Here is a 20959-nt window from a genome sequence, read left to right as displayed (position 1 = left end):
CGGTCTGTTTTTTTTTGCTAAAATTGTTCGTCTGTCATAAGTGACATGAAGTATTTAAAGAAGAGATTATAATCAAAATCGATAGCAATTTGCTGCGAGGGCCGATTGGTGAATGGGCTTGATCCTACTAAAGAGCGGAAATCACCGATGCTTGCTCCTTGAGCGTAAGATTCGGTCATGACGGTAATTGGTGATTTGTAGTAGGTAAACATAGAATTATCAAGTAAAGCTAATATCGGTATCGTGTCATGAAAAGGGCAGCCTTTTAATTGTGGTAAAATTTTTTCGTAATATCCATAGTAGTAATGATCGAATAGAGGTTTGACGAGAGAAGCCTTTCCTTTCGCCTCAATATATTCAGCCATATCAGGTGTAACGATGGAATACTGAGTTACATTTAACGGGTATATGTACATGTTGGATGCAGATTGTAATGCAATGTTAGCCGCGATTGGATCGCCATAAAAATTCGCTTCTGATACGGGAGTTACATTACCTGGGTGCAGAAAGGAACCACCCATTACATAATAAGATTTAATTTGCTGCATTAAGTTTTTACATAAAATAAATAAAGCAGCTAGGGAAGTGAGTCGCCCTAAACTTACAATGATTAGTTCGTCTTTATACTGCTCGATAAGAGGGATAACTTCAAAAAAATTCTCCATTTCCCCGTTTTGTAACTTTTCATTTGGGATGATTGGGCCTAACCCTTCTTTACCGTGAATATTAGTAAAAAAAGCGGGTGGACCTCCATTGAGAGGACGGTCTGAACCACCAAATATTTTCATATCTCTATTTCTTGATTTTTGTTTAAGAAAATGAGCATTTTGTACGGCCATTTCTTTTGGAACATTGCCGTAATCAGCGACAATCCCAATAATTTCAATTTCATCGATAAAGAATGCGAGGAGGAGGGCTATCGCATCGTCGATTCCAGGATCACAAAAAATGAGAATTTTTTTAGACATGCGTTCACCACCTATCTTTATATATATATGTGTGCTAGAGAGAAGGCAGAATAAAAATGGAGTGAAGGATTTTGTTTTATTAAAATAATAACCATCAAAATTCAGAAAATATAAACTTTATATATTAGGTCAAGGTTTTTGACATAAATCACATTAGGAAACGCAGTCATATCAAGGGTGTAAGCGTATAATATAGTGGGTTTTCGTTGTCGATTTGATAAATTGCAGGTTTTTACAATTTATACTATGATAAGGATATTAACAGAAGATCGTATAAACATGAGGGATGATGAACATGAAACTTACAAAGATTCTTGTCCAAATTGCTGCTCTTTATGTATTTTATATGGTTGGAAATTGGGTGCAAGAAATGTTGAATCTTCCGATTCCAGGAAGTTTGATTGGGATGTTCCTCCTACTTGTTTTGCTTAGCCTAAAAGTACTTCCAGTGAAATGGTTTGATTTAGGAGCAGAAACACTCGTTGCTATTATGCCGTTTTTATTAATTCCGCCAACGCTTGGCTTAATGAATTACGGTGCTTTTTTTATGAGTAAAGGAATTTCCCTTTTCATTACAGTTGTAGCGAGTACGTTTTTAATTATTATTGTCGCAGGACATACAGGACAATATCTTGCGAATAGAAAGGAAAAAGAGACACAATGAGCCAAATATTAATCGGAATCGGTTGGGTTCTTTTTACGGTGCTATTATATCAATTATCTAAAAAAATCTACAAATTATTTCCAACACCATTTACCATTCCAATGCTTGTTGCAACAGGATTAATGGCTTTCTTATTTATAATGCTTGATATACCATATCAAAATTATATGGAAAGTGGTGGTGGCTGGATTGCGAAGCTACTAGGACCAGGTGTTGTAGCATTTGCAATCCCGCTTTATAAACAACGTCATGTTCTGCAAAAATATGTTGTACCAATTGCTGGTGGTGTATTAGTAGGTACAACAGTTGCTATTGCAAGTGATTTTGCTATCGCCACACTTATGGGAACAGATAAAAGCTTAATTTTATCTTCTTTACCAAAATCAGTGACAATGCCAGTTGCGATGAGTGTATCTGAACAAGTTGGTGGTGTCCCGTCCTTAACAGCAGCATTCGTCGTTATCGCAGGGATTACTGGAACGATTTCAGGACCAATTTTATTAAAATGGAGCCGTGTTACAAACTCAGTTGGTAAAGGGATTGGCTTTGGATGTGCGTCTCATATTATGGGTGTTATGAGAGCGATGAAAAATAATGAGCATGAAGGTGTTATTGGATCGGTAACAATGACATTAACAGCAATTTTGACATGTTTGCTTGGACCGTTATTCGCAATGATGTTCATGTAATAGAAGAAAAGCGAGAGCGATTCTATAGCTCTCGCTTTTCTATAGGATTTATGCTACATTTAAAATAACTGAATCTTTGTAGGAGGTACGCCAAGTGCATACGTTATTATCAGTTTTACTTATTATTGTATCGATTTTAATGATTGTTATGGTACTTATGCAGTCTAGTAATAGCTCAGGCCTTTCAGGCGCTATTTCAGGTGGTGCAGAGCAATTGTTTGGTAAGCAAAAAGCACGTGGAATTGAAGCGGTATTAAACCGTGTTACAGTTGTCTTAGCTGTACTATTCTTCGTACTAACAATTGGTGTTACGTACTTAAATTTATAAAATTAAAAGAAGAAGCGTTAGCGGATTATGCTAATGGTTCTTCTTTTTTTGATTTGTTATTCAAAAAAAGTTTCTAATTAGATTATAGAATTATAAATATGGTACACTAAGAATAGAAAGAATACGACTAGATTACAGAAGAGAAAGAGGAGAAGTACATGATGAAATTAGCATCTCCAAAACCATTTACATTTGAAGGTGGAGACCGCGCTGTTTTATTATTACATGGATTCACAGGGAACTCAGCTGACGTACGCATGCTAGGGCGTTTCTTAGAGAAGAAAGGCTATACTTGTCATGCGCCAATTTATAAAGGACACGGTGTACCACCAGAAGAGCTTGTTCATACAGGTCCTGAAGACTGGTGGAAAGATGTAATGAATGCCTACCAGCATTTAAAAGATCAAGGTTACGAGAAAATAGCTGCGGTTGGATTATCATTAGGCGGAGTATTCTCATTAAAACTTGCTTATACATTACCGATTTTAGGTGTTGTACCAATGTGTGCACCGATGTACATTAAAAGTGAAGAAATTATGTACCAAGGTATATTGGCATATGCCCGCGAATATAAAAAGCGTGAGCAAAAATCACCAGAACGAATTGAGCAGGAAATGTTTGAATTTAAACAGACACCAATGAATACATTAAAAGCATTACAGGAGTTGATTCGTGACGTACGCAATAATGTTGATATGATTTATGCTCCAACATTCGTTGTACAAGCACGTCATGATGAGATGATTAATACAGATAGTGCTAACATTATTTATAACGGTGTAGAATCTACGTTAAAAGACATTAAATGGTATGAAGACTCTACGCATGTCATTACACTTGATAAAGAACGTGATGTGCTACATGAGGATGTATATAACTTCTTGGAGCAACTAGATTGGTAAGGTCTAGTTGCCTCTTTTTTTCATAAGGGAATTTTTATCCCGCTATTTGTGGGCTAATAATCAGTGGGGACGGACAAAAAACCACTGGTTAAAGTTACACTTTATGAAAGCTGTAAAAAATCATTGGGAGATGATTAAAGTTTCACTTTATACATCCCCCATCTTTCGGATACACTAAATAATATAAGGGTTTAAAGGAGGTATTTCTGCTTGGAAGAAATCATGCAAGAACATATTGATAAGTTGTTATTATTTATGAGGGAAGAAGCGTATAAACCGTTAACGATACAAGAATTAGAATCGGCATTTGGAATCGAAGGCTCTGAGGGCTTTAAAGATTTCGTAAAGGCACTTGTAATGATGGAGGAGAAGGGGCTTGTTATCCGCACACGTAGTAACCGCTACGGTCTTCCAGAAAAAATGAATTTAGTACGCGGTAAATTAATTGGGCACGCACGTGGTTTTGCGTTCGTCGTTCCAGAAGAGAAGAAAACAGGAGATGATGATCTTTTCATCCCGCCGACAGAATTAAATGGTGCACTTCATGGTGATACAGTATTAGCACGTGTTAGCGCACAATCAAGTGGATCACGCCAAGAAGGCGCGATTGTTCGTATTTTAGAGCGTGGAACGAAGGAACTAGTTGGTACATATACAGAGTCAAAGAACTTTGGATTTGTTATACCTGATAATAAACGCTGGACAAGTGACATTTTTATCTTGAAAAGTGCATCTATGGGCGCTGTAGAAGGCCATAAAGTAGTTGTGAAAATTACGGGCTACCCAGAGAACCGTTTAAGCGCAGAAGGTGAAGTTATTCAAATTCTAGGTCATAAAAATGACCCAGGAGTAGATATTTTATCTGTCATTCATAAACATCATTTACCTTTAGCATTCCCTGAAGAAGTGATGGAGCATGCAAACAGTGTACCAGAAACGATTTCAGAAGAAGATATAAAAGATCGTCGTGATTTACGTGATCAAATGATTGTTACAATTGATGGTGCGGATGCGAAAGACTTAGATGACGCTGTTACAGTAACGAAGCTTGAGAACGGTAACTATAAGCTTGGTGTTCATATTGCGGATGTAAGTCATTACGTTCAAGAAGGTTCTCCAATTGATGTTGAAGCAGCAGAGAGAGCAACGAGTGTATATCTTGTAGACCGTGTAATTCCGATGATTCCGCATCGTTTATCAAACGGTATTTGTTCATTAAATCCGAAAGTAGACCGTCTGACACTATCTTGTGAAATGGAAATCAACAATCTAGGTGATGTTGTAAAACACGAGATTTTCCAAAGTGTAATTAAAACGACAGAGCGTATGACGTATGCTGACGTAAGAAGCATTTTAGAAGATGAAGACGAAGCGCTAATTGAACGTTACGAGCCGCTAGTGCCAATGTTTAAAGAAATGGGGCAGTTAGCACAAATTTTACGTGAAAAACGTATGCGCCGTGGTGCGATTGACTTTGACTTTAAAGAAGCGAAAGTACTAGTAGATGAAGAAGGAAAACCGACTGATGTTGTAATGCGTGATCGTTCTGTATCAGAGAAGTTAATTGAAGAGTTTATGCTTGTTGCGAACGAAACAGTAGCGGAGCATTTCCACTGGATGAACGTACCGTTTATGTACCGTGTCCATGAAGATCCGAAAGAAGATAAGCTTGAGCGTTTCTTCGAGTTTGTAACAAACTTCGGATATGCAGTAAAGGGACGTGCGAATGAAATACACCCTCGTGCATTGCAGCAAATTCTTGAAATGGTTCAAGGTCAGCCGGAAGAAATAGTCATTTCAACAGTTATGCTTCGTTCTATGAAGCAAGCACGTTACGACTCGAACAGCTTAGGACATTTTGGTTTATCAACTGAGTTCTACACGCATTTCACATCGCCAATTCGTCGTTACCCAGATACGATTGTTCATAGATTGATTCGTGAATACATCATTAATGGTAAAGTAGACAACGAAACGCAAGCGAAATGGCGTGAAAACTTACCTGAGATTGCAGAGCACTCTTCTAATATGGAACGCCGCGCTGTTGAAGCAGAGCGTGAAACAGACGAAATGAAAAAAGCAGAGTATATGGTCGATAAGATCGGTGAAGAGTATGACGGTATGATTAGCTCTGTAACAAACTTCGGTTTATTCGTAGAGCTTCCAAATACAATTGAAGGTCTTGTACACGTTAGCTATTTAACAGATGATTACTACCGTTATGACGAAAAACATTTTGCGATGATCGGAGAACGTACAGGTAACGTATTCCGCATCGGTGACGAAATTACAATTCGTGTTATTAACGTAAATAAAGACGAGCGCGCAATCGACTTTGAAATCGTTGGCATGAAAGGCACACCTCGTCGTAAGTTCAAAGATCGTCCAGTTGTGATTGAACAGCCAAGAACAGGCAGAAAGAAACGCGGTGGACGTAGCGAACGTAGTAATGAGCGCGGTGGTGAACGCGGCACAGGAAGAAAGTTTGATCGTGGTGGACAAGGAAAAGGAAAAGCATCTGCATCTGCATCTGCATCCACATCCGCTAGTCAGCCAGGGAAAAAAGATGGTAATAGTAATGGTAATGGTAAGAAGAAAAAAGGATTCTTTGAAAATGTACCAGGATTCAAGAAGAAAAAGAAAAAGCGCAAGTAAGAAAAGAGTGGCTTCGCCTTACATTCTGAGCGAGCCACTTTCGCTTTTTGTTTACATTTGTTACAATGGTAAAAATAGAGGAGGGACGTTATATGCCAAAGGGTACAGGTAAGGTTATTGCGCAAAATAAAAAAGCATTTCATGATTATTTCATCGAAGAAACATACGAAGTAGGGCTTGTCCTTCAAGGAACGGAAATTAAGTCGATTCGCGCTGGACGCGTGAACTTGAAAGATGCGTTTGCACGTATACATAACGGTGAAGTATGGGTTCATAATATGCATATTAATACATATGAACAAGGGAATCGTTTCAATCACGATCCGCTACGTACAAGGAAGTTACTTCTTCATAAAAAAGAAATTGATAAGCTAGCAGGTTACGCAAAAGAAACAGGATATGCATTAGTTCCAGTTAGAATCTATTTGAAAAATGGATTTGCGAAAATGGCACTTGGTTTAGCAAAAGGTAAGAAGCAATATGATAAGCGTCACGATTTAAAAGAGAAAGAAGCTAAACGTGAAATTGCACGCGTGTTCCGTGATCGTCAAAAGATGTAATACAGATATTTACATTTGTAAAACGGCGCGCGTATGATATAATAACTTATGTAAGATTGTTGCACATTGAAAAACAGCTCTTAGTAGCTATCACGATATTTCTTCGTATGCTCCATTTTTATCATGGGGACGTTACGGATTCGACAGGGATAGTTCGAGCTTAGGTTGCGAGTCGAGGGGATCGGCCTCGTTAAAACGTCAAAGCCTATAATTGGCAAACAAAACAATCTTTCTTTAGCTGCTTAATTGCACTAAAGGTTCCTCCCTCCATCGTCCATGTGGTAGGGTAAGGGACTCAAACTAAGTGGACTACGCCGGAGTTCGCCGTCTGAGGGCGAAGGAAGAGAACAATCAGACTAGCAACTTGGAAGCCTGTCGATAGGCCGAAGAGTTCGCGAAATGCTAATATATCGACTACACTCGTAGAAGCTTAAGTGCCGATATTTTTGGACGTGGGTTCGACTCCCACCGTCTCCACCAATACATAACTGTTTGGTGGTTTTTTATTTTGTATGATATGAACCATAACTTTGCCAGAGTGGCGGGGGGATGGTTCTTTTTGTTTTGTGGTTTTATAAAATGCTTAAGTTGAGGACGGTACCCTTGAAACAGAAACTGAATGAATAGTTATTGATAATAAGCAACTAGATAATATAGTTGCTCTTAATGATTAAATAATATGTATTTAAATCTTCATATATTTTGTGTTTTCATCCATATCTATTGTAAGATTATATAGAGTTCTCCTAATAAACCGTTATAACGGCTTTTTTTAGGGATTTAATATTTATAAGTCTTAAATTATTTTTTGGGGATAACTTTTTATCCAACTAAGTTATATTGAAGTAGAGGTGAACCATCGGTGAAGCAGGTGTTAGTAATTAAGAATGAACGGTCTTTTGCAAAGAAAATCGTAAGCGGTCTAACGCAAGAGGGCTATTTCATTTTAAAACTTCACAATGAAAACCAAGGTTTAAATATAGTATATGAACAAGATTGGGATATTATCATATTGGATTGGGATTCGTTAAGTATATCGGGGCCAGAAATTTGTAGACAAATACGACTTGTTAAAACGACACCGATAATTATTGTGACCGACAATATTTCTAGCAAGGATTGCATAGCAGGGCTACAAGCAGGAGCAGATGATTATATTAGAAAACCATTTGTGAAAGAAGAATTAGTAGCAAGGGTTCAAGCTATTTTAAGGAGAAGTGACTGTATCCAGCAAAATGAGACAAACTTTTTTCAGTTTAAAGATCTCTTTGTTGATGCATCTAGCCATATTGTAAAAAAAGGTGGTAAAAATCTCACGCTTACTAAGCGCGAGTACGATTTACTTGTATTTTTAATCAAGAATAAAAATACAATATTGAGCCGTGAAATGCTTTTGAACCAGGTTTGGGGATATAACGTAGTAGTCAATCCCAATGTAGTGGATTTATATATTGGGTATGTAAGAAAAAAGTTAAAGTGCGAGAAGAGAGATAGATATATTCAAACGATACATGGCAGGGGCTATTCAATGATTGAATGATAAAATAAGATAATAGGTAAAGTACAGTTTTTTCTATTAAACCTGATAATCAAATAGTTTCTGTGAAATATTAAAAGACGGAAACTATAAAAAGAAGATTGCTACCAGGCAATGGATTATGAAAAATTAGCTATTCATGGGCATTTTTTTTGCAGTAGAAATCATGGTTTATAAGGTGCCCAATCTATTGATTAGTACGTGTGGGGGATGACTTTGGTGCGCATTAGATGAGACTGTATCTAATGTATGTTTAATTTTATTAACTCACACCATTCACAAGATTTTCACATAATTAATGACTATACTTATTAACAGGATGTTCAAATGAAAATGATTATCAATAGCAATTTAGATACATAAAAGTTACTATCTAATTTAATCTATGGACGTTATCATTTTCGAACTAAATTACATTATAAGGAGTATACGTATGAAAAAAACTATGCTTTTAAAATTAGTAAGTATTTTAGCAATTTTCACTTTAATGTTAGTGGCTTGCTCAGATTCAAGTAAGGAAACTTCGAAAGCTAATAAAGGTGATAGTAGTGATAAGCCAAAAACAGTTGAAATCACTGATGCACATGGAACTGTTAAAGTCCCTGTAAATCCAAAGAATGTAGTTGCTTTAGATAATAGAACTTTTGAAACTTTAGCTGATTGGGGAATTAAATTAGCGGCTGCTCCAAAGGATGTAATGCCTGCAGATTCAGCATATGTAAAAGATGATTCAGTTAAAAATATTGGGAATCACCGCGAACCAAATCTTGAAATTATTGCAGCGGCAAACCCTGAACTTGTAATCGTTGGTCAAAGATTTGCTGGTCATTACGAAGAAATCAAAAAATTAGTGCCAAATGCAGCTGTTATTGATCTTAATGTTGATGTTTCTGAAAAAGCTACTAAGCCTGGCGAAAACTTAGTAAAAGGACTTAAAGATTCTACAATTACTTTAGGGAAAATCTTTGATAAAGATAAAGAAGCTAAACAAGTAGTAGCTGATTTTGATAAATCTATTGAAAAAGTAAAATCTGCTTATAATGGAAAAGATAAAGTTATGAGTGTTATTGTTACTGGTGGAAATATTGGTTTTGCTGCGCCGCACTCTGGTCGCGTTTGGGGACCGATGTATGAAATTTTCGGTTGGACTCCAGCACTAGAAGTTGCTAATTCTACTGCAGGTCATAAAGGTGATGACGTTTCTGTTGAAGCTATTGCACAAACAAATCCTGATTGGCTTTTCGTATTAGATCGTGATGCTGCAACATCTGATGCTGCTACTTCAGCTCCTGCTCAAGATGTTATTTCTAAATCACCAGCTCTTCAAAACACAACTGCTGTTTCTAAAAAACAAGTTGTTTATGCACCAGCAGATACTTACACAAATGAATCAATTCAGACTTATATAGAGTTATTTGGAAATATCGCAAAAACTTTAGCTAAGTAGTGTAAAGGAGTACGAAACAGTGTCAAAAAATATGATTTCTAGGGTTGAGAATATTTCTCAACCCCAGTTTTATAATCACAATAAAATATGGACAAAACCTTTTATAATAGCGATTATAGTTGTTACAATTTTAGGGATTATATCACTGTTTACTGGAGTTTATGATATACGTGGACAAGAGGACGGAATGGAGATGTTTTTCATAACTCGTGTTCCGAGAACAGTTGCATTAATGCTTACTGGAGCTGCAATGGCGATGGCAGGGCTTGTAATGCAATTAATTACACAGAATCGTTTTGTTGAACCTACTACAACGGGGACTATTGAATGGTCAGGCTTAGGCCTGCTTTTTGTATATTTATTATTTCCTGCCCCGACGTTAGTTCAAAGAATGACTGGTGCAATCATTTTTTCTTTTATAGGAACTATGATTTTCTTTCTATTTTTAAGAAGAGTTAAACTTCGTTCGTCTTTAATTGTTCCGATTATTGGATTGATGCTTGGAGCAGTTATTTCTGCAGTGTCTACTTTTTTGGGACTCCTTTTTCAAATGACGCAAAGTATTGAAACTTGGTTCGTAGGTTCATTTGCTACCGTTCAGGTGGGAAGATATGAATATTTATGGCTGATTGTTATCGTTACTGTGCTTATTTTTATGTATGCTAATAGATTGACTCTAGCTGGACTAGGAGAAGATGTCGCAACAAGCCTTGGAGTTAATTACAATAGAATTGTTCTTTTTGGGACTGGCCTTATCTCTGTTGCAGTTGGAATTGTTGCAGCTGTTATTGGAAACTTACCTTTCTTGGGATTAATTGTTCCAAACATTGTTTCAATGTTTAGGGGAGATGATCTTAGGAGTAATTTACCTTGGGTATGTGTGATCGGAATGGGGACAATAACTGCCTGTGACATCATTTCTCGAACAATTATAAAGCCTTTTGAAGTACCTGTTTCTTTAATACTTGCAACAGTGGGAGCAGTCGTATTTATTACTATTTTATTGAGAAAAAGAAAACCAAGGAGGCTACGATGATCACATTAGACTATAGAAATAAAGAAAATGTCGAAATCGATTCTAGCCTTCATAATGAAAGTAGATCAGCTAGCGCTTTTCGTTCTAAGAAGGAAGCAAGACGTTATTGGATTGTACTGATAACATTGATCGCTTTAGGTCTCCTTTCTTCATATGGACTTTTAGTTTATAACAATCCAGTTCCGATAGATTCACCTTCTTTTATCCCAGTTGTTAAGAGAAGGATAATAGCCATTGTTGCGATGATTATTGCTGCAGTTTGCCATAGCTTGTCGACAGTTGCTTTCCAATCTATTACGAACAATAAGATTATTACTCCTTCGCTTTTAGGTTTCGAATCACTTTATTCAGCAATTCATACGAGTACAATATTCTTCTTTGGTGCTAGTGCATTAATAAACTTTAATGGAATTGGATCGTTTGTATTCCAAGTTGTTGTTATGGTCTTCATGAGTTTGATACTTTATGGATGGTTACTTTCCGGTAAATACGGGAATTTACAACTTATGCTTTTAGTTGGAATTATTATTGGTACCGGACTAAATTCTGTGTCAACTTTTATGAGAAAGCTACTTGCGCCTTCAGAGTTTGATATTTTACAAGCGAAATTATTTGGTTCTGTTAATCATGCAGATCCTGCATATTTTCCTATTGTAATTCCTATGATCATAATTGTAGCAGTATTAATTTTTGCTCATTCTAAGAATTTGAATGTTTTGTCACTAGGAAAGGATGTTGCTACTTCTTTTGGAGTTAAATATCAACCTAGTGTAATTTATACGCTTGTATTAGTTGCTATTTTGATGTCCATTTCAACAGCTCTAATTGGACCACTTACTTTCTACGGATTTTTAGTGGCAACTTTGAGTTATCAAGCGGCGTCAACTTATGATCATAGATATATTTTCCCAATGGCTTTTGCTATAGGATTTTTGATAATGACGAGTGCATACTTTTTAATGTATCATGTATTCCATGCTCAAGGTGTAGTTTCAGTTATTATTGAATTATTTGGTGGAATAGTATTCTTAACTATAGTTTTAAGGAAGAGGGCTTTATGATAAAAATTGATAATGTTAAAAAGTTCTATACTGATAAGGTAAAAATAGGACCTTTGGATATTGAAATACCAAAAGCGGGCTTTACTTCTTTAATTGGACCAAATGGCGCTGGAAAGTCTACGACACTTTTGATGATTGGAAGACTTTTAGATATGGATGAAGGTCAAATTCAGGTAGCGAATATGGATGTTTCTGAATCCAAATCAAAAGACTTAGCGAAAATTTTGACTATATTGCGACAAGAAAATCATTTTGTAACGAGGCTTACGATTAGACAACTAGTTGGATTTGGGCGCTTTCCTTATTCAAAGGGAAGATTAACTAAAGAAGATGAAGTTATCATTTCTAAATATATTGATTTCCTAGATTTAACTAGTTTAGAGAATAGATATTTAGATGAGCTTTCTGGTGGTCAAAGACAAAGGGCATATGTAGCGATGGTATTGTGCCAAGAGACTGAGTATGTACTTTTGGATGAGCCTCTGAACAACCTTGATGTTGCTCGTTCTGTTCAAATGATGGAGCATTTAAGACGCGCGGCTAATGAATTTGGAAGAACAATTTTGACTGTTATGCATGACATAAATTTTGCAGCTAAATACTCTGATAAAATTTGTGCTATGAAAGATGGACAAATTGCTGCTTTTGGAACAGTAGAAGAGGTTATGGACCCAACAATTTTGACAGATATTTTTGAAACAAAAATAGAAATTATCAATGGTCCTTATGGGCCAATCGCTGTTTATTAGTTACAAAGTGTAAAAATGAGTATGTCAAAAAAATACTGTAGCTTGCGTAAATCATGCCAGCTACTCTAGTTGAAGTTGCTGTCTGTATTTTATAGGCAGCAGCTTTTTTTATGCGGTTGCCCATGATAACTCTTAATATTTCTGGCTGCTCGTAACAGTCCTGCATGTATTTCATTACTTCCGGTCCTGCGATGCTTCCAACAATAAACTTGTAAATTACTCATGAAATGCAAAGGAACGCTTTGTGTTTTCAAGTATTTACCAAACGAAAAATTTATCTCTGTATAACTTTTTATAAGAATTCAGCTTGTTTTTTTTGTATGTAATATTGCATATAAGAGTGTATTGATAAAAGTGTAAGGGGTCACTATAATGAGGGCATAAAGATAAATCACATTTTCGTAGCAATAAAAAAGGAGGAAATAATATGGAAATCGCAATGGCAGTTTTGAAATTTGTAGGTGGCGTAATCCCGTTAATTCAAGAACTTTTGAAAGCATTTATGTAGGTTTATTAGTTAGCTATCATTTATCAATCATTATCATATCTTACTAAAAAAAGAACGGGGTGATTTTTCTGAATATTAAGAAAAACACTAAAAGAAGAAAGTTCCTTGCGTGTTTATTAGTTAGTCTATGCACTATTAATTATTCATCTATTTCCTTCGCAGAAACACAAGTAGGTAATGCAACTGATGTAACCAAAAATGCTAGTGGCATTGATACTGGTATAGCAAGCCTTAAATATAATAATCAAGAGGTTTTAGCTGTAAATGGTGATAAGGTAGAGAGTTTTGTTCCGAAAGAAAGTATCAATTCAAATGGTAAATTTGTAGTAGTGGAACGCGAGAAAAAATCACTTACAACTTCACCAGTCGATATTTCGATTATTGATTCTGTGGTGAATCGTACGTATCCAGGAGCGGTACAACTTGCAAATAAAGCTTTTGCAGACAATCAACCGAGTTTATTAGTGGCTAAGAGAAAGCCTTTAAATATTAGTATAGACTTACCTGGCATGAGAAAAGAAAATACAATTACTGTCCAAAATCCGACATATGGTAATGTGGCTGGAGCAGTAGATGATTTAGTATCTACTTGGAATGAAAAGTATTCTAAAACACATACGTTACCTGCAAGAATGCAGTATACAGAATCTATGGTTTATAGTAAATCACAAATCGCAAGTGCCCTTAACGTTAACGCTAAATATCTCGATAACAGTCTAAACATCGATTTTAATGCGGTTGCAAATGGAGAGAAGAAAGTGATGGTAGCGGCATATAAGCAAATATTTTATACCGTAAGTGCTGAACTACCTAACAATCCATCCGATCTTTTTGATAATAGTGTTACTTTTGGTGAGTTAACTCGTAAAGGTGTAAGTAATTCGGCTCCACCTGTTATGGTCTCAAATGTAGCTTATGGTAGAACTGTTTATGTAAAATTAGAAACAACATCTAAGAGCAAAGATGTACAAGCTGCTTTTAAAGCCTTACTTAAGAATAACAGCGTCGAAACGAGTGGACAGTACAAAGATATTTTTGAAGAAAGTACTTTTACTGCTGTAGTATTAGGCGGAGATGCGAAAGAGCATAACAAGGTTGTTACTAAAGATTTCAATGAAATCCGAAATATCATTAAAGATAATGCTGAATTAAGTCTTAAAAATCCAGCATATCCAATTTCATATACAAGTACTTTTTTAAAAGATAATGCAACTGCTGCTGTTCATAACAATACAGATTATATCGAGACGACAACTACAGAATATTCAAGTGCTAAAATGATACTGGATCATTACGGTGCTTACGTTGCGCAATTTGATGTATCTTGGGATGAATTCACATTTGATCAAAATGGTAAAGAAGTACTAACACATAAAACATGGGATGGTAGCGGCAAAGACAAAACGGCTCATTACTCTACAGTTATCCCTCTTCCACCAAATTCAAAAAATATAAAAATCGTAGCAAGAGAATGTACTGGTCTTGCATGGGAATGGTGGAGAACAATTATTAATGAACAAAATGTTCCATTAACAAATGAAATAAAAGTTTCAATTGGAGGAACAACATTATACCCAACTGCTAGTATTAGTCATTAGGTATAAAAAGGCGCCCTGTAAGCAGGGCGCTTTTTTACTTAGTCACAAATTTTACTCTTTCCAAAACTGTTCCAATAGAATGACAAGCATGGTACCCACAAGTAATCCATTACTTAAAACATATTGTAAGGAAGAAGGAATTCCGCTAAATGCACTTTCTGGAAGAAACATTATACCCAAACTGATTAATAATGAAATTCCTAATATAGTTAATCGGCGTTGATTTAATTCTTCACGTAAAATGGATTGGAATGAAATGCCTATTACTTGGACAAATGTTGCTAAAAGTGCGGCATTAGCAATAGGACCTGGTAGCAAGGATATAAAGTTTACAATTGAAGGAATAAAAGAAATTCCTGCTAATATAAGACTTGCTATAAGGAACGACTTCCCTTTTCTTTGTCCTGTTAGTTGAATAAATCCTGCTGATGCAGGTAATGGTACAATTCCAATTGTAGAAAACACCGACGAGATAATATGCGATATACCTCCGGCCCACACGCCGCGGTTCAGTATTTGCTTTTCATTTTCTTTAGATAACGGAGCCACTTGTTTTACAGCCGAAATAGCAGCGATTGTATTTGCAACTAAAAGAAATGTAAATAAAGTTGCAGTTAGAGCCATTCCAATATCTAATCTAGGTGTGCCCCAAGAAAATAGCTCTGGTAACTTAACTAACCGTGTGTGTGAAGGTATATGAGATGATTTTCCTAATACAGCATACAAAAGCCAACCACATGAAATTCCAAGTAACACAGCGTAACTTTTCATCCATCCGTTCCCTTTAATTGATAAGAAAGTAATAAGGGCAAAAACAAAGAGCGCAATAGCAGCCGTTGTATAATCAGGATGAGTTACAGCTCCTTGTAATCCCATCATTCCTTTTAGTAACACACCACTAAGCTGAAGAGATAATATTAAAAGAAAAGTTCCTGTAACCAAGGGTGTAAATAAACGTAGAATTCGATGAACAAGCCCTGTTATACCAAGGACGAAGAGTAATATACCTGCAATAATTAATCCACCTTCTAAAAGTTGTAATACATCCTTTGCACTTTGTCCCTGATGCATAGCGACTTGTCCCAATATGACAAATATACTTACCCATGAGCCGGCTGGCCCATCCGCTATGGGATAGCGATGCCCAAACCATGCTTGTATAAATGAACTTACTCCTACAACTAAAAAAGTTCGTTGCATTAATGTTGAGATATCTTCTATTGATAAATGGAATATGCCACCAATAATGATAGGCAATGCAATTGCATTTGCTAATAAAAACACAAACCACTGTAGAATACTAAAGCTCGTATCGACGTATTTTTTATTCATATTATTCTCCCTCGTATAAAAAGAATCTCATAGTAAAAATCCATCCTTTCTACACAGCTAGATTAAAAAGGATGGATTTTGTAAATCTATAAAATTACTTTAATTATATAAATAGATTTTTAATTAATTACCATGTACGGAACGGTAAGAATTTCCCGTTAAGTGTAATCACGATACGAGGGTCGCCACCTTTTGGATCTTCTTGTGTGTCCACACCTAGATTGAAGTTAATTGCACTCATTACACCTTCGCCAGCTTTTTCTAGGATTAATTCTCTAAGAGTTGGTGCGTATTGTAACATCATTTCATATAATCGATATAAGATTGGGTCAGTAGGAGGCATTTGCATTACTTGACCTCTAAGTGGAACTACTGTTAATGCTTGAACTACTTCTTCATCTAATTCTAATAGTTTACCGATTTTTTCTGCTTCTGGACGTGTCATTGTAGCTTGTCCTAATAACGCTGTTACAACCCAAGTCTCAGAGTTTTCACTTACTTTTGAAATTTCTTCCCATGTTAAACCTTTTGCAATTTTTGCTTCCATAATTTTTTGCGTAGCTTCTTGTCTATTCATATCTAATAACTTCCCTTCATTTAAGTAATAATTAATTTTTCATACCATTTAATGCTTTATATCCATCAACTATTAAATCTAATTTACCTGTGTGAGGATCAATAACTAAACCATGTACAGGAACATCTTTTGGAATAAGTGGATGATTTCTTACTAAATCAACATTAGCTTGAGTTGAACCGTTGACATCATCGAATCCAAATAACCATTTTTCAAGGTCAACACCAGCATATTCAATCGCTGATAAAATTTCTGGTGAAGCTACTCCACGATCTAATATTTTTTGAAGTGTTCCTTTTGGATTAGTTTGGCTCGCACCACATCTTTGGTGTCCGATAAGGAAGATTTCATCTGCATTTAGATCATATACTGATGCGACAACACTTTGCATAACACTATCGAAAGCAGAAGCAATTTTACCACCTGCATTTCTGATAACTTTTGCATCACCATCGTGTATATCTAAAGCTTTTGGAAGTAGCTCAATTAAACGAGCGTCCATGCAAGAAACAACAACCATACGTTTTTTAGGCATTTTTGTCGCTTCATGAGGAGCGTATTCTTTATTTTCTACAAATTGTTCATTGAACGATAAAATCTCTTGTAATAACATATTTGTAACCTCCTTTAAATCTAGATGTATTCTTTTGTTGCGTCCTCTGTGTTATAAGTAAATATAACTGATAAACAATGTGATGTAAGAGGATAAACTAAGTATAGTGAATTGTATCGACAAGCAGAATAAGTTGGCGAAACACTTTCTGGCTTTCTACTTTCACGATGAAAGGATTGGTTTATATCATTGATCAAACAGATTTTGAGATACTGAAATTATTAGGAGAAAACTCAAGAATACAATGGAAAGAACTTGGTCAAAAAATACATATGACGGGGCAGGCTGTAGGAAATCGAATTCGAAGATTAGAGGATTTAGGGATTATTGAACAATATACAATCGCAATAAACCGAATCAAATTAGGACAAGTAGTGACTGCATTTGTTACTTTATTCGTAACAACAGCTAATCATCAAGAGTTTATGAATTTCTTTCAAAAAGAAGAAGGGATTTCTGAAGTAGACCGTATAAGCGGTGAGGGATGTTATTTATTAAAAACACATTTTGCTTCTAATGAAGAATTGGATAACTTTCTGGGGCGACTATTAAAGTATGGGAATTATCGTGTTAACTTATCAATAGGAAAGTTAAAATAAGATTTCTTTTTTTGAGGTTATAGTAACATTATTTGCTAATCCCTATTTGTATAGAGATAATAAAGTCGTTTGATTTTTATCCCGCATTAACGGGCGAGTTAAAACGATTGGTAACTGGTATTACGCAAAAAATGCTTACTGAGCAATTGAAAGAGCTTGAAAAAGATGGGCTTGTGTCTAGAAAAGTATACAATCAAGTACCACCGAAAGTTGAGTGAAACAGGGACAATCATTAAAAGAAGTTTTAAAAGTACTTTGCGATTGGGGAGGCAACTATATTAAGCAAAGATATCCTAATGGTGATAGTGAAAGAGGACGATCATATATGATTTAACACTCCTATAATTGTAAGTTTGCTATAATGAACAAGTACTTATACGAAGGGGAGTTTAAAGAGAAAATGAAATCATTTAACATCGATCATTTTATTGCTAGTGTCTTGCAATGGATATTAAATATAGCTCTAATCATATTATCCATTGTCTTATCTATCTTTTTAATTAATGAAACGATTACTTTTATTCAATACATATTTTCGACGAAGAAGTATACATCTTATAAATTAGTTGAAAGTATTATCGTCTATTTCTTATACTTCGAGTTTATCGCATTAATTATTAAGTATTTCAAATCGAATTATCATTTTCCGTTACGTTATTTTATTTATATCGGAATTACGGCTTTAATTAGATTAATTATTGTATCTCATGAGGAACCGATGGAGACGTTATTATATGCGGGATCCATTCTTGTTTTAGTTATTGCTTTATACATATCGAATATGAGAGATTTGAGAAAAGAGTAGTGCAGACATAAGTTTGCACTACTTTTTGTACCTTGACCTTCAAGTTACTTAAAGGTTTACAATGTAATTAGGGCGTTTGAAATCGAAAAAAATTGAGAAATTAAGTGAAGAGGTTATTTTACTTGGAGGTTATAGAAATGAGTCAGGAATTAAAGTTACGTCCTTTAGAACGGGAAGATTTAAAGTTCGTGCACGAACTTAATAATAACGCACATATTATGTCTTATTGGTTTGAAGAGCCGTATGAGGCTTTTGTAGAACTACAGGATTTATATGATAAACATATCCACGATCAAAGTGAACGCCGTTTTATCCTGGAGAAAGATAATGAGATGGTTGGATTAGTTGAGTTAGTGGAAATTGATTATATTCATCGAAGAACTGAATTCCAGATTATTATTGATCCGAATTATCAAGGACATGGTTATGCAGCGGAAGCGACGCGTTTAGCGATGGATTACGCTTTTTCTGTATTAAATATGCATAAACTCTATTTAGTTGTTGATAAAGAGAATGAAAAGGCTGTACATGTTTATAAAAAGGTTGGATTTATGGTAGAAGGAGAACTTCTCGACGAGTTTTTCGTTGATGGAAACTACCATAATGCGATAAGAATGTGCATGTTCCAGAAGGAATATTTTAGAACGAAATAATGGAATGAAAAGGCTATAGACGATCATTGTCTATAGCCTTTTTTAATATGTTTAACAACAACTATTTATTGCAAAACAATAAATAGTTGTTGACTTAAAATGTTAGTGGGCTTATTATGATGGTATTGAGAATAGTAAAAAGGAATGCAGATAAATTAATTGTGAAATCAAAGGAGAATATATTATGAAAAAATATTTATTAGCTTCTAGTCCAATATTTTTAGGAGTGTTATGCATCATTATGTTTAATGTAATTGGTTCGGAAGTAAAACCAGACGGAACTTTAGTGGAGCCATTTTACTTAATTCCGTTAGCATATTTATTTACCTTCACTGGAATTGTTGCAATTTTATGTGTGGCTCTTTTCTCGGTGCTTCGAAACAAGACAGCGTAATAAAACACTTGCCATGAAATAGAAACATACGATAGGGAAGAAAAATAAAAAGTGAGCTGAATAATGGTGAATCATTATTGTTATCCTGAAAGACAAGTAGGATTGGCTATTACTTTGGCAGGAGCACAGGGGACAATTTATGCTGTGAATCAAGTGATTCAAATGCAGCAGCAAGCATATTTTGCACAAATGATGCAAGGACAGTATATGTCGTACTCACAGCCTCCGATGCAAATTGTACATTACGATGTGCATCCAGCGGGTTTATCCCGCATTAACGGGCAGTAAAACTCCCACCTCAAAATTCGGCAGGAGCAAAGAAGTTAGGTGGGAGATCAACTGCCCGTAAACGCCCGATTGGTGAAGGCTAATAATCAGTGGGTAAGAACAAAACCCCCACTGATTATTAGCCTTCACTTTATTTTCCATTCCATATGGCGGGACATACTTCTTATGAAAGAAAGCGACTCAATAGAGTCGCTTTTTTATATTCCACCGAGCTTCATTCCAAGGAATGCGAATAGGATACCAATTATGTAAGTAGTACTTAAATATAAAAGGAATGTGTAAATTTTTTTGCGATTGAGAAGCTGAATGGACTCTAATTTAAGTGTCGAAAATGTGGTGAATGCGCCCATAAATCCAGTTCCTAATAATAATTGCCATTCTGTAGAGACTCCATTGCCAATTATATACCCGAGTAAAAATGCTCCTGTTATATTAATAAGGAATGTAGCAATTGGAAAGGGTGTTTTATTTCTTTTTTTAAACCAATTGCTAATTGCAAATCGTGTAATCGCACCGAAAAACCCTCCTGTTGCGACTAATAAAGCTCCCATCATGAGTAACCACCTTCCGTAAGATGTTTCTTAATTAAGAAATCCCCAAGTGTATAGCCAAGTCCAGACATAATGAGGCCGCCAAGTATGCTACATGATACATATAAGAAAGCCGTGCTCCATTCAGAATGATTGATTAATTGCACAGTTTCTACACTAAATGTTGAAAACGTCGTAAAGGAACCGATGAATCCAGTCCCGATGCCTGTGATAACCTCTGAAGGTAAGATGTTTAGCCGGGCGATATACGTAGTTAGCCATGCTAATAAGAAGCAGCCGGCTAAGTTAATGAGTAATGTAGCTAATGGAAAAGAATGATGCCAAAATGTATGAATAGTAAGACCTAAATAATAGCGGGAAAGGGCTCCTAATATGCCAGCGATGCCAACGATAATATAAATCAATTTTCTCACCTCTTTAAATAGCTTGCTCAAAAAAATAGACT

At 35.6% G+C, this 20959-nt stretch carries 23 protein-coding genes, 1 other RNA gene and 1 pseudogene; 19 read left to right on the top strand and 6 right to left on the bottom strand.

The annotated features are described in order from the left end of the window. Nucleotides 1–17: 17 nt before the first annotated feature. Nucleotides 18–968 carry a nucleoside hydrolase gene (locus NSS74_RS22090; RefSeq protein ID WP_340814327.1) on the bottom strand — a complete coding sequence of 317 codons (951 nt, stop codon included), beginning with the start codon at nucleotides 966–968 and terminating at the stop codon, nucleotides 18–20. 286 nt (nucleotides 969–1254) lie between these two features. Between NSS74_RS22090 and NSS74_RS22085 the strand changes: the two genes are divergently transcribed. The 13 genes from NSS74_RS22085 to alo all read left to right on the top strand — a co-directional run bounded on the left by NSS74_RS22085 (nucleotide 1255) and on the right by alo (nucleotide 14702). Next, nucleotides 1255–1632, top strand: coding sequence for a CidA/LrgA family holin-like protein (locus NSS74_RS22085; protein WP_002016064.1), 378 nt, complete (start codon nucleotides 1255–1257; stop codon nucleotides 1630–1632). After that, nucleotides 1629–2321 carry an LrgB family protein gene (locus tag NSS74_RS22080; protein WP_002129877.1) on the top strand — a complete coding sequence of 231 codons (693 nt, stop codon included), beginning with the start codon at nucleotides 1629–1631 and terminating at the stop codon, nucleotides 2319–2321. Before NSS74_RS22085 ends, NSS74_RS22080 begins: the two co-directional genes overlap by 4 nt. A gap of 94 nt (nucleotides 2322–2415) precedes the next feature. Next, on the top strand, nucleotides 2416–2649 hold the full coding sequence (gene secG / locus NSS74_RS22075; RefSeq protein WP_002016062.1) for a preprotein translocase subunit SecG: 234 nt from the start codon (nucleotides 2416–2418) through the stop codon (nucleotides 2647–2649). A gap of 161 nt (nucleotides 2650–2810) precedes the next feature. Next, nucleotides 2811–3551: an alpha/beta hydrolase gene (locus NSS74_RS22070; protein WP_162836430.1), complete on the top strand. Its 741-nt coding sequence runs from the start codon at nucleotides 2811–2813 to the stop codon at nucleotides 3549–3551. A gap of 222 nt (nucleotides 3552–3773) precedes the next feature. Beyond that, a complete protein-coding gene (gene rnr / locus NSS74_RS22065) occupies nucleotides 3774–6206 on the top strand; it encodes a ribonuclease R (protein WP_418904573.1) in 2433 nt (810 codons plus the stop codon). Between the two features lie 92 nt (nucleotides 6207–6298). Then, nucleotides 6299–6766, top strand: coding sequence for an SsrA-binding protein (gene smpB / locus NSS74_RS22060; protein WP_002034685.1), 468 nt, complete (start codon nucleotides 6299–6301; stop codon nucleotides 6764–6766). 125 nt (nucleotides 6767–6891) lie between these two features. Then, nucleotides 6892–7246: a transfer-messenger RNA gene (gene ssrA, locus NSS74_RS22055) on the top strand. 382 nt (nucleotides 7247–7628) lie between these two features. Further along, on the top strand, nucleotides 7629–8306 hold the full coding sequence (locus NSS74_RS22050; protein ID WP_002143716.1) for a response regulator transcription factor: 678 nt from the start codon (nucleotides 7629–7631) through the stop codon (nucleotides 8304–8306). A 430-nt stretch (nucleotides 8307–8736) separates the two neighbouring features. Then, the gene (locus NSS74_RS22045; protein ID WP_002143715.1) at nucleotides 8737–9750 is read left to right on the top strand and encodes a siderophore ABC transporter substrate-binding protein; all 1014 of its coding nucleotides are present in this window, start codon (nucleotides 8737–8739) and stop codon (nucleotides 9748–9750) included. A gap of 19 nt (nucleotides 9751–9769) precedes the next feature. Then, nucleotides 9770–10786: an ABC transporter permease gene (locus NSS74_RS22040; RefSeq protein ID WP_002143714.1), complete on the top strand. Its 1017-nt coding sequence runs from the start codon at nucleotides 9770–9772 to the stop codon at nucleotides 10784–10786. After that, on the top strand, nucleotides 10783–11847 hold the full coding sequence (locus NSS74_RS22035) for an iron chelate uptake ABC transporter family permease subunit (protein WP_002143713.1): 1065 nt from the start codon (nucleotides 10783–10785) through the stop codon (nucleotides 11845–11847). The genes NSS74_RS22040 and NSS74_RS22035 overlap by 4 nt, the downstream gene beginning before the upstream one ends. Continuing rightward, nucleotides 11844–12596: an iron ABC transporter ATP-binding protein gene (locus tag NSS74_RS22030; protein WP_000590055.1), complete on the top strand. Its 753-nt coding sequence runs from the start codon at nucleotides 11844–11846 to the stop codon at nucleotides 12594–12596. Before NSS74_RS22035 ends, NSS74_RS22030 begins: the two co-directional genes overlap by 4 nt. A gap of 567 nt (nucleotides 12597–13163) precedes the next feature. Beyond that, entirely contained in the window at nucleotides 13164–14702 is a 1539-nt protein-coding gene (gene alo / locus NSS74_RS22025) for an anthrolysin O/cereolysin O family cholesterol-dependent cytolysin Alo (protein WP_016102249.1), read from the top strand. Between the two features lie 51 nt (nucleotides 14703–14753). On the opposite strand, the gene NSS74_RS22020 is transcribed toward alo, so the two are convergent. The 3 genes from NSS74_RS22020 to NSS74_RS22010 form a co-directional block, all read right to left on the bottom strand. Then, nucleotides 14754–16034: a purine/pyrimidine permease gene (locus tag NSS74_RS22020; RefSeq protein WP_016102248.1), complete on the bottom strand. Its 1281-nt coding sequence runs from the start codon at nucleotides 16032–16034 to the stop codon at nucleotides 14754–14756. Between the two features lie 127 nt (nucleotides 16035–16161). Further along, nucleotides 16162–16611, bottom strand: coding sequence for a cyanase (gene cynS, locus NSS74_RS22015; protein ID WP_001081567.1), 450 nt, complete (start codon nucleotides 16609–16611; stop codon nucleotides 16162–16164). 31 nt (nucleotides 16612–16642) lie between these two features. After that, a complete protein-coding gene (locus NSS74_RS22010; RefSeq protein WP_016102247.1) occupies nucleotides 16643–17224 on the bottom strand; it encodes a beta-class carbonic anhydrase in 582 nt (193 codons plus the stop codon). Between the two features lie 167 nt (nucleotides 17225–17391). Here NSS74_RS22010 and NSS74_RS22005 point away from each other — a divergent pair, with 167 nt between their 5' ends. The 6 genes and pseudogenes from NSS74_RS22005 to NSS74_RS21980 all read left to right on the top strand — a co-directional run bounded on the left by NSS74_RS22005 (nucleotide 17392) and on the right by NSS74_RS21980 (nucleotide 19963). Further along, nucleotides 17392–17823 carry an Lrp/AsnC family transcriptional regulator gene (locus NSS74_RS22005; RefSeq protein ID WP_002016035.1) on the top strand — a complete coding sequence of 144 codons (432 nt, stop codon included), beginning with the start codon at nucleotides 17392–17394 and terminating at the stop codon, nucleotides 17821–17823. 32 nt (nucleotides 17824–17855) lie between these two features. Continuing rightward, nucleotides 17856–18152, top strand: a pseudogene (locus NSS74_RS22000) (winged helix-turn-helix transcriptional regulator). Between the two features lie 71 nt (nucleotides 18153–18223). After that, nucleotides 18224–18628 (top strand): phosphate-starvation-inducible protein PsiE, encoded by a 405-nt coding sequence (gene psiE / locus NSS74_RS21995; RefSeq protein WP_002089513.1) that lies wholly within the window; start codon nucleotides 18224–18226, stop codon nucleotides 18626–18628. Nucleotides 18629–18765: 137 nt separating this feature from the next. Beyond that, entirely contained in the window at nucleotides 18766–19281 is a 516-nt protein-coding gene (gene speG, locus NSS74_RS21990) for a spermidine N1-acetyltransferase (RefSeq protein WP_002034701.1), read from the top strand. A 184-nt stretch (nucleotides 19282–19465) separates the two neighbouring features. After that, nucleotides 19466–19675, top strand: a complete 210-nt coding sequence (locus NSS74_RS21985; protein WP_002034702.1) for a DUF3955 domain-containing protein — start codon at nucleotides 19466–19468, stop codon at nucleotides 19673–19675. 63 nt (nucleotides 19676–19738) lie between these two features. Continuing rightward, entirely contained in the window at nucleotides 19739–19963 is a 225-nt protein-coding gene (locus tag NSS74_RS21980; RefSeq protein WP_012261967.1) for a DUF3947 family protein, read from the top strand. A gap of 197 nt (nucleotides 19964–20160) precedes the next feature. Here NSS74_RS21980 and crcB (NSS74_RS21975) read toward each other — a convergent pair whose 3' ends face one another. Continuing rightward, a complete protein-coding gene (gene crcB, locus NSS74_RS21975) occupies nucleotides 20161–20517 on the bottom strand; it encodes a fluoride efflux transporter CrcB (protein ID WP_012261966.1) in 357 nt (118 codons plus the stop codon). Then, nucleotides 20514–20918 carry a fluoride efflux transporter CrcB gene (gene crcB, locus NSS74_RS21970; protein ID WP_340814481.1) on the bottom strand — a complete coding sequence of 135 codons (405 nt, stop codon included), beginning with the start codon at nucleotides 20916–20918 and terminating at the stop codon, nucleotides 20514–20516. Before crcB (NSS74_RS21970) ends, crcB (NSS74_RS21975) begins: the two co-directional genes overlap by 4 nt. Nucleotides 20919–20959: the final 41 nt, after the last annotated feature.

It is taken from the genome of Bacillus sp. FSL E2-8868 (assembly GCF_038005505.1).
GTDB classification, from domain to species: domain Bacteria; phylum Bacillota; class Bacilli; order Bacillales; family Bacillaceae_G; genus Bacillus_A; species Bacillus_A mycoides.
This window is presented reverse-complemented; position numbering and strand designations above follow the sequence as displayed.

Excerpts from the sequence above, each read along its gene's own strand:
- smpB (WP_002034685.1), top strand. The coding sequence starts at position 6,299 with ATGCCAAAGGGTACAGGTAAGGTTATTGCGCAAAATAAAAAAGCATTT.
- rnr (WP_418904573.1), top strand. The coding sequence starts at position 3,774 with ATGCAAGAACATATTGATAAGTTGTTATTATTTATGAGGGAAGAAGCG.
- NSS74_RS22035 (WP_002143713.1), top strand. The coding sequence starts at position 10,783 with ATGATCACATTAGACTATAGAAATAAAGAAAATGTCGAAATCGATTCT.
- NSS74_RS22090 (WP_340814327.1), bottom strand. The coding sequence starts at position 968 with ATGTCTAAAAAAATTCTCATTTTTTGTGATCCTGGAATCGACGATGCG.
- NSS74_RS22010 (WP_016102247.1), bottom strand. The coding sequence starts at position 17,224 with ATGTTATTACAAGAGATTTTATCGTTCAATGAACAATTTGTAGAAAAT.
- NSS74_RS21985 (WP_002034702.1), top strand. The coding sequence starts at position 19,466 with ATGAAAAAATATTTATTAGCTTCTAGTCCAATATTTTTAGGAGTGTTA.
- speG (WP_002034701.1), top strand. The coding sequence starts at position 18,766 with ATGAGTCAGGAATTAAAGTTACGTCCTTTAGAACGGGAAGATTTAAAG.
- NSS74_RS22070 (WP_162836430.1), top strand. The coding sequence starts at position 2,811 with ATGAAATTAGCATCTCCAAAACCATTTACATTTGAAGGTGGAGACCGC.
- NSS74_RS22045 (WP_002143715.1), top strand. The coding sequence starts at position 8,737 with ATGAAAAAAACTATGCTTTTAAAATTAGTAAGTATTTTAGCAATTTTC.
- NSS74_RS22005 (WP_002016035.1), top strand. The coding sequence starts at position 17,392 with ATGAAAGGATTGGTTTATATCATTGATCAAACAGATTTTGAGATACTG.
- NSS74_RS22030 (WP_000590055.1), top strand. The coding sequence starts at position 11,844 with ATGATAAAAATTGATAATGTTAAAAAGTTCTATACTGATAAGGTAAAA.
- crcB (WP_012261966.1), bottom strand. The coding sequence starts at position 20,517 with ATGATGGGAGCTTTATTAGTCGCAACAGGAGGGTTTTTCGGTGCGATT.
- NSS74_RS22085 (WP_002016064.1), top strand. The coding sequence starts at position 1,255 with ATGATGAACATGAAACTTACAAAGATTCTTGTCCAAATTGCTGCTCTT.
- cynS (WP_001081567.1), bottom strand. The coding sequence starts at position 16,611 with ATGAATAGACAAGAAGCTACGCAAAAAATTATGGAAGCAAAAATTGCA.
- NSS74_RS22080 (WP_002129877.1), top strand. The coding sequence starts at position 1,629 with ATGAGCCAAATATTAATCGGAATCGGTTGGGTTCTTTTTACGGTGCTA.
- NSS74_RS21980 (WP_012261967.1), top strand. The coding sequence starts at position 19,739 with ATGGTGAATCATTATTGTTATCCTGAAAGACAAGTAGGATTGGCTATT.
- NSS74_RS22020 (WP_016102248.1), bottom strand. The coding sequence starts at position 16,034 with ATGAATAAAAAATACGTCGATACGAGCTTTAGTATTCTACAGTGGTTT.
- psiE (WP_002089513.1), top strand. The coding sequence starts at position 18,224 with ATGAAATCATTTAACATCGATCATTTTATTGCTAGTGTCTTGCAATGG.